At 42.3% G+C, this 13,474-nt stretch carries 10 protein-coding genes and 2 pseudogenes; 4 read left to right on the top strand and 8 right to left on the bottom strand.

The genetic code is table 11. The features are described from left to right. Nucleotides 1–18 precede the first annotated feature (18 nt). From AC6IZ0_RS03790 to AC6IZ0_RS03765, 6 genes and pseudogenes are all read right to left on the bottom strand, one after another. Nucleotides 19–324 (bottom strand): hypothetical protein, encoded by a 306-nt coding sequence (locus AC6IZ0_RS03790; protein WP_280791968.1) that lies wholly within the window; start codon nucleotides 322–324, stop codon nucleotides 19–21. Nucleotides 325–357: 33 nt separating this feature from the next. Then, nucleotides 358–2,523: a peptidase domain-containing ABC transporter gene (locus AC6IZ0_RS03785; protein ID WP_497725155.1), complete on the bottom strand. Its 2,166-nt coding sequence runs from the start codon at nucleotides 2,521–2,523 to the stop codon at nucleotides 358–360. 132 nt (nucleotides 2,524–2,655) lie between these two features. After that, nucleotides 2,656–4,169: pseudogene (locus tag AC6IZ0_RS03780) on the bottom strand (HlyD family secretion protein). A 300-nt stretch (nucleotides 4,170–4,469) separates the two neighbouring features. Then, nucleotides 4,470–4,772, bottom strand: a complete 303-nt coding sequence (locus tag AC6IZ0_RS03775) for a CTB family bacteriocin (protein ID WP_271734481.1) — start codon at nucleotides 4,770–4,772, stop codon at nucleotides 4,470–4,472. A gap of 291 nt (nucleotides 4,773–5,063) precedes the next feature. Then, nucleotides 5,064–5,363 (bottom strand): CTB family bacteriocin, encoded by a 300-nt coding sequence (locus AC6IZ0_RS03770; protein WP_497725154.1) that lies wholly within the window; start codon nucleotides 5,361–5,363, stop codon nucleotides 5,064–5,066. A gap of 238 nt (nucleotides 5,364–5,601) precedes the next feature. Further along, nucleotides 5,602–6,315, bottom strand: coding sequence for a diacylglycerol/polyprenol kinase family protein (locus AC6IZ0_RS03765; protein ID WP_497725153.1), 714 nt, complete (start codon nucleotides 6,313–6,315; stop codon nucleotides 5,602–5,604). A 61-nt stretch (nucleotides 6,316–6,376) separates the two neighbouring features. Between AC6IZ0_RS03765 and yidD the strand changes: the two genes are divergently transcribed. Next, nucleotides 6,377–6,634: a membrane protein insertion efficiency factor YidD gene (gene yidD / locus AC6IZ0_RS03760; protein ID WP_497725152.1), complete on the top strand. Its 258-nt coding sequence runs from the start codon at nucleotides 6,377–6,379 to the stop codon at nucleotides 6,632–6,634. Nucleotides 6,635–6,776: 142 nt separating this feature from the next. Here yidD and AC6IZ0_RS03755 read toward each other — a convergent pair whose 3' ends face one another. Further along, the gene (locus AC6IZ0_RS03755; protein WP_497725151.1) at nucleotides 6,777–8,300 is read right to left on the bottom strand and encodes an AbgT family transporter; all 1,524 of its coding nucleotides are present in this window, start codon (nucleotides 8,298–8,300) and stop codon (nucleotides 6,777–6,779) included. Continuing rightward, the gene (locus AC6IZ0_RS03750; RefSeq protein ID WP_497725150.1) at nucleotides 8,297–10,162 is read right to left on the bottom strand and encodes an ABC transporter ATP-binding protein; all 1,866 of its coding nucleotides are present in this window, start codon (nucleotides 10,160–10,162) and stop codon (nucleotides 8,297–8,299) included. The genes AC6IZ0_RS03755 and AC6IZ0_RS03750 overlap by 4 nt, the downstream gene beginning before the upstream one ends. Before the next feature lie 347 nt (nucleotides 10,163–10,509). Here AC6IZ0_RS03750 and fabG point away from each other — a divergent pair. The 3 genes and pseudogenes from fabG to mgtE all read left to right on the top strand — a co-directional run bounded on the left by fabG (nucleotide 10,510) and on the right by mgtE (nucleotide 13,418). After that, nucleotides 10,510–11,206, top strand: a pseudogene (fabG, locus tag AC6IZ0_RS03745) (3-oxoacyl-ACP reductase FabG). A gap of 114 nt (nucleotides 11,207–11,320) precedes the next feature. Beyond that, nucleotides 11,321–11,749: a hypothetical protein gene (locus AC6IZ0_RS03740; protein ID WP_271734468.1), complete on the top strand. Its 429-nt coding sequence runs from the start codon at nucleotides 11,321–11,323 to the stop codon at nucleotides 11,747–11,749. Nucleotides 11,750–12,050: 301 nt separating this feature from the next. Further along, a complete protein-coding gene (gene mgtE / locus AC6IZ0_RS03735) occupies nucleotides 12,051–13,418 on the top strand; it encodes a magnesium transporter (RefSeq protein ID WP_497725149.1) in 1,368 nt (455 codons plus the stop codon). Nucleotides 13,419–13,474 lie beyond the last annotated feature (56 nt).

Raw genomic sequence — 13,474 nt, 5'->3', positions numbered from 1 at the left:
TATGGTTTAAGTAATTGTTTAAGAGATAAATCCTCTAATAATTTGAGCGATGAGATTGTTTAAGCTATTCCCAGGAGAAGGAAAATTTGGTAATGTAAAGGTTATAGATGATGCCATAGTAATCTGTGATAAATTGTACTTTGTAGTTTGGGTTCCAGATTCATCTTCTCCCAAATTTAAGTTATTATCTGCCTGACTTTGAATATCAGTTTTTTGAAAGAAAAAATTACTAGTTGCTAGTATGTTTTCTCCTTGACCACCAACTAGGCTTTCTTGCTGTTCTTCACAGAGGTGCTGCCAAAAATATATATGATTTTCAGACATGATTATAGTTGCTCATACTAGGGTTAATTTTCATCACAATAAAAACTTTTGATGCTCTCCTTTGTGTGAAAGAAAAGTTTCTAGATTACCTTGTAACTGCACTTCACCTTTTTCTAACATCACAATCCAATCGGCTCGCTTGATCACACTGGGGCGATGGGTAATTAAAATTGTAGTTTTGCCTTGGCGGTGTGCTAAGATGGCATCTAAAACGCTAGCTTCACTTACTGGGTCTAGTCCGGCGGTGGCTTCATCTAAAATGAGGACTGGTGGATTAGTGAGAATTCCCCGAGCGATCGCTAATCTTTGTCTTTGTCCACCAGAGAGATTAGCGCCAAATTCACCTAACACAGTTTGATACTTATTGGGAAGTTGACTGATAAAGCTATCAGCATCCGCAATTTCGCAAGCTTTGACAATTTCCTCAAAGGAAATGTAGGGCGTTCCTAAACGGAAATTCTCTAAAATCGAGCGACTCCAGAAATGAGGTTCTTGGGGTACATAAACTATTTGTTGTCGTAGACAATCAAGAGCGAGGTCATCGAGGTTAAAAGAGCCAATGCGGATATTACCGGAATTTGGCTGATATAAACCTGCTAACAGTTTTGCCAAGGTACTCTTACCACAACCAGATTTACCAATTAAAGCGATCGCTTGTCCACCGGGTAGCTTGAGAGAGAAATCTTCTAATAAGTCCACTCTACCGGGGTGGTGAAATGTCACATGAGAACAATGAATATCTGCACCGCCAGAAATTTGGGACACAGGCTTTTGACTGCTTCCCGCATCCTCCGGTGTAGCATCAATCACTTCTAAAAGCCGAGAAACTGCTGTTTGAGAGCGAAAATATTCATCCACTAAGCCCACTAAAGAATTAATTAAACCCAGAACATTCACCTGTAGCGCATTAAAGGCGAGCATTTGCCCAATACTTAATTGGCCCTGAATCACTAAAAGACTTCCCAACCCCAGTAAAGCCACACCACCAATACTAGAAAAGAGTCTAGAAATAGTAGTATTGATAATTCCCAATTGCACAGTACTAAAAGTCAGATTAGCCAGACGACCAAAACGACTTTGAAATTCTTCCCAAAATTGGGGAGCAGCATTTGTAGTTTTAACTACCTGTGCGCCCTTAAATGTTTCTACTAAAACCCCTTGATTTTCCGCCCCCAAGACTAAAAGACTGCGAGTCTTTTGTTGGAGGATAGGTAAAAAAGGCAAAGTAGATAAAGTCATTAAACCACTGATGAGGATAACTGCTAGTGTGAGCCGCCAACTATAAAACAGCATTAAGCAGAAAGAAATCACTGCAATGAAAAATTTACTAGGTAAAAGAACCACTATCTGTGATACTAACTGGTTAATGTCATTAATATCTCTTAATCGGCTGGTGATTTCACCACTACGGCGGGCTTCGTAGTAATTCAAAGGTAACTGGAGTATTTTGCGCCCAAACTCTAAAACTAGCCCTAATTGTAGCCTTTGACCAAAGTGAGCAATCATTGTCGATTGCAATAATTGTAAGGTACTACTGAATAAGGTCATAACTACAACTGCAGCCACAACAACAGTGAGTAGCTGGACATCTCCGCGCACTAAAACATCATCTGTCAGGATTTGGATGAGTACCGGAGAACCCAAAGCGAGTACACCCAGGACAATATTGAGCATTAAAACCTGAGTGAGCAAACCACGATAAGGCAATATCCGCTTAATAAAGCGTCCTAAGCCGCCTATTGGTTGCTCTTGGGGCTGCTCAAAAAAGCGGTCTGGATCTGGTTCTAGTAAGAGCATCACCCCATTCCAAGCGGCTGTTAACTCGTCTCGGGTAACATAACGGATCCCTACAGATGGATCAGCAATCACATACTTTTTGCCCTCTTGCTTATATAACACTACCCAGTGATAACCATGCCAATGGATAATCGCTGGTAACTGCACTTCTTTGATTCTGTCCAGAATTTCTGGGGAGGCTTTAACTGCTCTAGCATTAAAACCCAAATTCTCAGATCCGCGTTTGAGACCTAACAAAGTAGTGCCTAGTTGTCCAGTTCCTACTGATTCTCGACTGCGATTAATACTCAAAAACCGTCCATAATGTTTGCAAATAGAAGCCAGACAGGCTGCTCCACAGTCTTCTTCGCTCAACTGTGAAACGCACTGATAGTTTTTTTGCAGTTTGATTAAACCAAACATAATTAAGTTTTGTTTGTTGAACTTTTATCCTTAATCTCAAACTTGCTAGCGCTGGAAATGTAACTAAAGATTTATTTATCGGCGGTTAACTGTTTGTAATTACGTCAGAGAATTTCAGACCCCCAAACTTTCCTAAAAATCAGTGATTAATCTGGCTTTGCGGAGAATGAAATTAAGGACTGTTTCCTGACGGGAAATAATATCAGCCCTACCTTCCATACCGGGTTTGAGATGACACTGACGATCGCCTCTACCCACAGATGTAGTTTGGGCTTCTATAGTGGCTTGATAAGCAACCATCTGGGTAGGATTTTGAACAGTGGGCTGGGGGCTGTGATTTCCCACTGGTAGGGCATCTGGTGCGACGGTTCTCACCGTTCCGTGAAGAGTACCATAATCTGGATAGGGGCAAGCGGAAACCTGCATCTGCACTTTTTGCCCGGGTTGTACTTTGTCGATATCTTGAGGCTGAATAAAAGCTTTAATCATCATCGGACCATTGGGGGGAGCAATTTGAGCAATAACTTGACCGGTTGTACTACCTGCCCAGGATTACGCAGATTTAACTGTAGCAATGTCCCTGTAATTGGCGCTCGAATTACAGTTTGATTCAGGTCAGTTTGTAGTTGTTGTAGTTCTTTGCGCGTCCGAATCATTTGTTTTTGTAGTTCTAGACGCTGTTGCATGAGGGTTTCTCGCTCTCTGTTCAAAGCAGCTAAGGTCGCTTTTCCACTGGCTTTTTCTTGTTGAATCCGTTCATAGGCGACGGTGAGTGCGGCATTACTGGGATTGAGATTAGTTTGAGCTTTTTTGAGTTTGATTTCAGCAATTTTTAAGGCTTGTTCTTTTTCTTCTATTAGGTCTTTGGCGCTAGCTTTTGCTTGTTCTAACTTAGCCTGGGCTGACTTGACAGCCTGTTCTTTTTCTTCATATAAACTGCGAGTAACGGCTCCGGATTCTACTATTGATTGTAAGCGATCGCGTTGCAATTTGGCTAAATTTAAAGCTATTTCAGCCTCTTGTACAGTTGCTGTTAATAGGTTATTCTGTTGTAGGCGATCGCGTTGTATTTTCGCTAAATTCCAGGTAGCTTCGGCCTCTGTCAGCTCCGCTATGGTTCTAATTTGTTGATCTTCATAGTTGCGTTGAGTAGCACTGAGTTCGGCTTGTGCGGAGATGATAGCCCGGTTAACTAAGGTTGTTTGGGCTGTAATCTGAGTAGTAATTTCACGGATTTGAGCATCGATTTGGCGCAGTTGTAATTGACTCTGCTCAATGCTGTTTTCTAGTTGGCTTTTTTGATTTTGCAGGCGGGAATCATCAATGTAAGCTATGGCTTCTCCTTGATTGACTATTTGATTTTCTTGCACATCTATTTTTTGCACTGTTCCGATGACGGCGGATTCCACAATTCCTAGTTTTCCTTCTGGTCGAATAGTGGCTGGAACTTTGACTGTGACATTGTAATTAAAAATAGATGTGAGACCCGTGGCCGCCAGAAATATACTTAGTAAAACTCCAGCACCGATATTTGTCCATTTACTGATGCGGGGAAGAAACTCGTCAGGTTGCACTAAACTGAGTTCTTCTGGAGTCGGTTCATTAAACCTATTCCACTGGTTTTCTGGTTGGGGAAAGGAATTCACTATACTGTACCTTGGCTGGGATTCTCATGTATAAAAAAAATGTGCAAACATTCATAAACACAGTTACCTGTGCAGTCATCAATTACAGGACTTACGCACCTAACATCATAGCCTGGCTACAGAGGACTTTAGTCCTCTGTGATCAGGAATAGCAATGACCACAAACAGAAAATTTTCTTTGATAGTCTTTGATAGTTGCGTAAGTCCTAAATCATTCAAGATGGTAATTGCAAATATCTCTAGTACTGGTCAAATGATCACTGATGAATTTCAACTTGACAGACCAGAGCCGATGGGATGTTATTCGTTATTGGAGTTATTCCCTGCGCCGTTGAGAATTGGTGCAGCACCCAAAGCATCAACGTCAGGAACTTGTGCGGCACCCAATCCCAATAAATCTTGTGCTGCGGTGTTAGTAGCTGTCAACTCACCTGTGGAGTTTGCACTGCTACCATCCGGACCAGATCTGACTGATCCTTGTAAATTTGCCAGTCTGTTAGCGAAATTGCTCCCAGCTAGGTCAAAGTCAACACCGCCAGCTATAAGTTCTTGCTGCTCATGGGATAAAGCAACACACAACTCTGATAAAATATGCTCTGTCATGATTGTTAGCCTCGGTTACATATTTTTGATTTTTGCCAAAAATTCTAGATTTTAACTAACAGGCATTTAGCCAAAATCAAGAAAATTCTGGAATAATAGCCTACTTTCCACCCCTGCTCACAAGAAACCCCCGGTGTTTTGTTGATTCATCGCTACCATATTTCCTGGGGAAATTCACCAGGGTGATCTCTGTAATATTTCAGTTATTAGAGACTGTTTGTTAAACCCCACACATGATTTTCGACTGAGGTGGGTACAACGCTCTCACAAATCGGATTTATGGGTTACTTATTAACCATTGTTATTATTTACACCGTTTAGCACTGGTGCAGAACCCAAAGCGTCAACTGAAGGTACTTCTTGGGCACCCAATCCCAACAAGTCTTGAGCCGCAGTATTAATAGCCGTAACATCACCTGTAGAGTTGGCATTACTACCATCTGGACCGGCCTTACTTGTTCCTTGTAAGTTGGCACGTCTTCGTGAGAAGTTGCTCCCAGCTAGTTCAAAGTCCGCACCGCCAGTTAAAAGCTGCTGTTGCTCATCAGATAAAGTAACAAATAATTCTGATGTGAATATTCCATGTGACATGATTGTTAGCCTCAGTTATGTACATAGGTGTGTGAGCACCTAAGAACTCAACTATAAGCACTGTTTGTCACGAATTCATAAATCTGGAGATAGAAATCAATGTTATCTATTTACTCCTTAAAGTAGATATAATGTCCGATTTTTTCGAGGTAAAGTCACACACCTAGGACATAAATGGTTAATATTCTCGGTTTTTGCGGCTATTTATCAAATCATCGAGTTTTTAATTATCTGTTGATTATGGGGAATGGTGTAACAGAGTGTTAGTTAATATAAGTGCTAGGGTGGCACTTCCTAAAGGAACTGTTAAATTATCAATGCCCAAAAATGAAATTGCTTCTAAGCTAGTAGCAACTAGAGCGATCGCCAGGGATATTACCCAAGTTTGCCAAAGATTACCTTCAACACTCAGTAAAATTAAACTACTGATGAAAAAACTCACTGTAGCCATGGTCAAGGAGCCTTCCCAACTTTTTTGCGCTCCCAAAAGTTTATACTTATGTTGACCAAAGCGTTGCCCAATCAATGCTGCTAACCCATCACCCCAGGCCATGACCATGATCCCGATGGCGGCGTATTGGGGCTGTTGTATATGCCAGAACCAGGCGACTAAAATGCCCATACTGACAGCATAAAAGAAGGTTCCCAAACTTTGCCGACCGACGCTATTAATACCAGGCAGAATGGGATATCTGTATGATAATAAGGTGATGGTGCTGGCGACAATGGAAGCTGTAATGCCTAAACTGGCGGGAACATTTAGCCACCAGGCTAGTAAAATTACATTACCTGTGCCAATGTGAACTATTTTCCTAACTATTTCTGGTTCACCCTTACCAAAGCGATGCACCACCCATGAAATCAGGAGGATCAGTGACACCCAAACTGTAACTACGGTAATTTGCAGCCACAAAGGTGGAACAGAGGTTAAATTTATAACAGAAGATAACAAAGAAACTACAAGATATAAGTTTTCAGATTTATTATTAATTTATCGGATCTAGGGGATGGTGATGAAATTATTATTGATTTGGTTAATTAAAGGTTACAGAATGTTTATTTCGCCATTATTTCCCCCTACTTGTCGCTTTCAACCAACTTGTTCAATGTATGCTATTGAAGCTATTGAGCGATTTGGGGTATGGCGCGGTGGGTGGATGGCTACGCGGCGGATTTTACGTTGTCATCCGTTTCATCCGGGTGGTTATGATCCAGTCCCGGAGGCTAAGACCCATTGCTGTGATTCTACTCTACCTGATTGCGAGAAATAACCCCCGGGATTCTAACACAGCCGTCACTTGTAAAATGAAGGCTTGGTTATAGGGTGCAGGGATTAATTGTACACCCAAAGGTAAAGCCTGATGCTGCAAAATTGGCACTGACTGCTTGATATTAACGCCGCCAAGGTGTAAATTAAATTCTCATCAAAGCCCCAGGACCCAGGGGTAAACCCAAAACAAACCAGATCATTAATAGAATAGACCAACCCAACAAAAAGGCGATCGCATAAGGTAACATCATAGCTATGAGCGTCCCCATACCTAGGTTTTGATCGTATTTCTGGCCAAAAGCCACCACCAAAGGAAAATAAGGCATCAAAGGGGTGACAATATTAGTAGTAGAATCACCAATACGGTATGCAGCTTGGGTTAACTCTGGGGAGTAACCCATTAACATAAACATGGGTACAAATACAGGAGCCATAATTGCCCACTTGGCGGAGGCTGAACCCACAAATAAATTCAGCAGCATACTGACTATGATAAATAATATCAGTAATGGTGCCCCTGTAATCCCTGTAGACTTGAGAAATTCTGCCCCATTGATCGACATAATCACCCCTAAATTACTCCAACTAAAATAGGCAATAAATTGGGCGGCGATGAATGCTAAAACGATATAATATCCCATGGCACTCATGGAATTACTCAAGGCTTTAGCAATATCTTTGTCATTTTCAATAGTTCCGGCAATCCTACCATAAACAATCCCAGGAATGAGAAAAGCCAAGGCAATAATAAACACGATGCTATCTAGAAAAGGTGAAGGAATAATTGTCAAGGTTTCTGGATGTCGTAAAATTCCTTGTGGTGGTAGCACCATAACCAAAACGAAGGCGATAAATCCTAGTAAAGCATAAGTAGCCCAGCGTAAACCTTTATTTTGCGCTACGCTGAGTTGTTCCATTTGGTAATCTACTTCCCCTGTGTAATTACCCAATCTGGGCTCTACAATTTTTTCGGTAACAAACCAGCCAATTAGAGTTATTAACAAAGTGGAAACTGCCATAAAATAATAATTGGCAGTAGCATTAACTTGATAATTAGGGTTAATTAATTCTACGGCACTTTGGGTTAATCCAGCCAGTAACGGGTCTAGGGAACTAATGAGTAAATTGGCACTAAACCCACCAGCTACACCCGCAAAAGCAGCTGCTAAACCAGCCAGGGGATGCCGGCGAAATGCTAAAAATACAATGGCTCCCAGGGGTACAAGTACTACATAACCAGCATCAGCAGCAATGTTGCCCATGATACCAGTAAATACTACCGCAGGGCAGATAAATTTACTAGGGGCAATTAATACTATTTTGCGTATTACTGCTGAGAGAAACCCAGTATACTCAGCCACTCCCACCCCCAACATGGCCACCAGGACAGTACCCAGGGGAGGAAACTCCCTGAAGTTGTTCACGGCGGAGGTAAAAATGTGGCGGATACCCTCCGGGGTAAGTAAGGAAACTGCGACGATGGTGTCACCGTTTCCAGGGTGGACAACAGAAAGGTTAAAAGCAGCGGCGATGGTACTGGCGAGAATTACCATTAAGGATAATAGGAAAAATATCGTCAGTGGGTCGGGGAGTTGATTTCCTACAGCTTCGATGAAGGCTAAAGCTGCACCTAAACCGGTAGCTTTTTGACTTTTTTGAGGATTCATAGTTTGTGTGCTTGGCCAGCGCGTACTCGTTCAGGACTACCGGTAGGAATGGAAGCAATTAATTTTTGTGTATATTCTTCCTGGGGGTTCATGTAAATACTTTCGGCTGTTCCCTGTTCTACAATTTGACCACAATTCATGACTAAAATGCGATCGCTCATAAATTTGACGACACTTAAATCATGAGAAATGAAAATATAGGTAAGTTGAAATTCATCCTGCAATTCTTTGAGTAAATTCAACACTTGGGCTTGTACAGAAACATCCAAGGAAGAAACCGACTCATCACAGATAATAAACTTAGGATTTAAAGCCAAAGAACGCGCAATACAAACCCGTTGACGTTGACCACCAGAAAACTGATGAGGATAGCGGTGTATTGCATCTGCACTTAAACCTACCCGTTCTAAAAGTTCAGCTACACGTTCTCGGCGCTGTCCCTTGGTCTTCCCCACAGAGTGAATTAACAACGGTTCCATCACCGCATCCCCAACTTTCATCCGGGGGTCTAGGGAGCTAAAGGGATTTTGGAAGACAATTTGCATTTCTCGGCGCAGTTTCTGCAATGCTTCACCCTTCAGGTGAGTAATATCTTGACCCTCAAAGATAATTTCACCACCCATTGGCTGAATTAATCGCAGCAAACTTCTACCCAGGGTAGTTTTACCACAACCAGATTCTCCCACCAATCCCAGTGTTTCCCCAGGCTTAACATCAAAAGAAACATTGTTAACTGCCATATGGTAGCGTTTTGTACCACCAAATACTCCCCGCACGGGAAAACCTACCTGGAGGTTGCGGACTTGCAATAAAGGTGACTTATGATTAAAGTTGTTCCACCTTTGAGACATTTCCTCAAGGGTGAACTCTGGGGGATGCAGGGGTTGTTTGGGGTGAATTACTGCTTTTCCGGTGGGAGTTTCTTCCACGCTCATATAGTCGGAAACAGTAAGTAGTTTGTGAGGACGGTGGTTAAGTTTAGGACGACAAGCCACCAGACCTTTAGTATATGGATGTTGGGGACGGCTAAAAATTTCTGCTGCTGCACCATATTCGACAATTTGGCCTTTGTACATTACCGCTACTTTGTCAGCAATTTCCGAAATCAGTCCCAAATCGTGGGTAATGAAAATGATGGACATATCACGGGTTTGCTGCAATTCTCCCAACAACTCGATAATAGTAGCTTGCACCGTCACATCTAAAGCTGTAGTGGGTTCATCAGCAATTAATACCACGGGATTGCAAGAAATAGCCATGGCAATCATTACCCGTTGTAGCTGACCTCCAGAAAGTTCGTGGGGGTAACGCTCTAGGATAGCTTCTTTGTGCTGCTTGACTAACCTAGCCAAGGTTAGCCCGTCTGGTTGACCTGTGCTTTGCAGACACTGCTGTTGTATAATCTCATCATGAGGCAGAAGTTTGACTTCTTGCAAAAGAGCGATCGCAATTCTTTTGGCTTCAACTAGAGAAACATTCTCATGTTGCATAATTGCTTCTGCCATCTGAAACCCAATATTATAAACCGGATTGAGGGAACTCATGGGTTCTTGAAAAATCATGGCGATATCGCCACCCCGGTGTAGCTGCATTTCTTCAGGAGGTAATTCTACCAAATTAATCGGGTTACTACCGGACTGGGGACGAAACCAAACTTCACCACCGCTAATTTTACCGGGAGTGGGTAATAAACCCATGACAGCCAATGATGTTACCGATTTACCACTACCCGATTCACCGACTATACCTAGAGTCTCGCCGCGATTAATTTCAAAGGATATATTATCTACTGCTTTGACACTGCTACCATCACTGGAAAATTCCACTTTTAGATTGCGAACCTCTAGGACAGTTTCTTTCATAGGAATCAGGTGATAAATATTGACGGTAATTTATTTGGATTTTAGCAATACTTCCTGCTCTATAACCCCAAACTAAGAATTTCTCAGAAATCTGATTATAGCCTTTTTCAGGCTCATGAAGTACACACCAATTCCCTATTCCCTATTCCCTATTCCCTGTTCCGGTGTTCCCTGTTCCCTGTTCCCTCAAACTAAAAAAAATTGTACCTCACGAGCATGGGAAATGCTATATCTTTGAGCCATCTTCGGGTTTGGTGTTGTGTTTATGGGAAAGTCAGTAATTTTCACCAGATTGCTGACATCGCGTTATTCTAAAATTGAACTTTCGCCGAGTGCATCGAAAATTCATGAAAGGTAAGCAAGTTTTACTCACCGGTGGTACTGGTGGACTAGGTTTAGGAGTCACCCCAGCTGTTGTGTCCCGGGGTGCAAATGTAACTATTCCTTATCGTCTCCCCAAAGAAGTTGAACGTCTCAAAGGAATCCTTTCACCTGCTGATTTCGCCAGAGTTCACTTTATCCCTGCTAATCTGGAGGAAGAAGCCTCAGTAGATCATCTGATCAATCGTATGGGACGGGTGGATGTATTAATTCATCTGGTGGGGGGGTTTTCTATGGGGAAAACTCATGAATACAGTTTTTACAGTTGGAAGCGGGAATTTGATTTAAATCTGAATACAACTTTCTTGACTTGCAAGTATAGCCTAAAAAGTATGTGGGAACATGGCTATGGTAGAATTGTCACGGTGGCTTCTAGGGCTGCTGTAGAACCTGCGGCGCAATTAGCGGCGTATTCTGCGGCTAAAGCCGGTGTGGTAGCCTTAACAAAGGCGATCGCAGATGAAACTAAGGGTACAAATATTACTGCTAATGTGATTCTTCCCAGTGTAATTGACACACCTAAAAATCGCGAATCTATGGGGACCAGAAAATGCTCACAAGTGGGTAAAACCCGAATCTCTAGCTCAATTAATCTGCTTTCTGGCTTCAGAAGCTGCTCAGGATATCCGTGGTGCTGCAATTCCCATATACGGTGATATTTAGTCCCAACAGGTGAGTCAACCAGGTAATTGATATCAAAGTGTAGCATTGATCAACAGGTGAAAGGTTTTATTGAGTTGTCAATCTTTGATTCTGACTAGGTAGGGAAAGAAAATCATGCACGTGGAATTTTTTCACAGGATACCAGTCATACCCCTGATATTACTCTGGTTAGCTTATGCCCTTTTAGGGTGGTATCTTGCTGCTCATCACATTATTTGGTTGACGGGGGCTTTTGTTGTCGCCGTCACCTTAGCTATTGTCAGAAAAACTATTGTTTGGTTGGATCACTTAGTGGCTCTTGGCTCTAGAATCTTGGTTGTGGTTTTATTTTTAAGTCTATCAGTTGCTTTGGTAGAAACTTGGTCGCTATTCTTCAGTCTGTTTCTCATACCCATAGCAACTACGTTTTTAGCTGATTTAGAAATGCGTTGGAAAGGCTTTAACAAAACCGACTCATTTTGGATTTTAACCCTCTTAGCTTTGTGCGGTTTGGTAGTCGGTGAAATGATCGATATTTTACTTTTACCCAGTAGCGGATTTTAGATGTTATGCCACTGACTGAAATAATAAATTATGATAGTTCTTCCTTATCGATTATAAGATAACAAATCTGGGAGTAATTGTCAACCTCCACATCTTCATTATTTGCGGCCTAGAAACTGCCTATGCAGTCAGACTGCAAGCAACTAAAATATAAACTTGCTCTGGATAAGTGAAGAAAAACTCGTAACATAAGTAACTCGCAAAACCTTATTGTAAAGTAGGGAAAAAGTCTAATGTCACAGTTGGTCACAGTAAAAGTAAATGAGCTTGAGAGAACACAGCCTTTATTATTAGTTCACAAATGCAAAGCAGATCCAGACAAGATTTACAAGACCTAGTGCGCGAGCAGCTGCAAATCCTACTTGAACAGAAAAATTTTCAGGGTGCTAAAGCTTTGTTGGTTCCCATTCAGGTAGCAGATATTGCCGCATCTATTGAAGGCTTACCAGAGGCTACCCAGGCGATCGCCTTTCGGTTACTTTCTAAGGAAGAGTCCATAGAGGTGTTTGAATACCTCGATCCTACCGTACAACAAACACTACTAGAAGACTTTAAGCGCCACGATGTCCAGGAAATCGTCGGTAATATGTCCCCTGATGACCGGGTTCGTCTGTTTGACGAACTCCCGGCTAAAGTTGTCCGACGGCTATTACAGCAACTCAGCCCAGATGAACGGGATGCAACTGCTTTGCTTTTAGGTTATGCGCCTAATACTGCTGGGCGCATTATGACTCCTGAGTATGTCTCACTCAAGGAAAATATCACCATTACTCAGGCGTTAGCACAGATTCGTTCTCAGGCTGATGTCAGGGAAACTATTTACTATATTTATGTCACTGATGATGCTCGTCGGTTGACGGGGATTCTCTCCCTGCGGGATCTGATTTTGGCTCAACCAGAGGAAACTATTGGCAGCATCATGACCCGTGATGTGGTATTTGTCAATACAAATACTGACCAGGAAGAGGTGGCGCGGACAATTCAGCACTATGATTTTGTGGCCATTCCTGTGGTAGATGCTGAACAGCGCCTCGTCGGTATTGTCACGGTGGATGATGTCCTGGATATTTTAGAACAAGAAACTACAGAAGATATCTATAAGTTGGGTGGTCTACAAGCTGGTGGTGATAATTATTTTCAAACTAACTTATTTACTGTTGCCCGTAAGCGGGTAGTATGGTTATTTATTCTGTTGATTACTAATAGTGCAACGGCGGCGGTAATTAGAGACCAAGAGGATGTTTTACAAAAAGTAGTAGCTTTAACTGCATTTATCCCCTTATTAATTGATACGGGGGGGAACGTAGGCGCTCAGTCTTCCACTGTGGTGATTAGGGGGTTGAATACAGAGGATGTCCGCTCTCACGAAGCTTTAAATATAATTAGACGGGAGGCGATCGCCGGCATACTCCTGGGAGGTATGTTAGGTACTGTAGTCATAGTCTGGGCATACTTATTACAAGCTAATATCTCAGTAGCCCTGGCGGTGGGTATTAGTCTATTTTCCATCTGCGTTTTAGCGTCGGTTTCTGGTTCCGCATTGCCATTTTTATTCCGGGGGATGGGACTAGATCCGGCTTTGATGTCAGCACCTTTTATTACTACAGCTGTGGATGTATTGGGGGTTTTAATTTACCTAAATGTAGCTCGCATGATTTTAGGGTTATGAGGAGAACGGCCAAAGCAGCTGACTGTTTCGGGAAAAAATAGCTATTGACTAACCTC

The organism is Anabaenopsis sp. NIES-4685 (assembly GCF_059725405.1).
The sequence above is the reverse complement of the archived record's forward strand: the minus strand, read 5'-3'. Positions and strand labels throughout refer to the sequence as shown.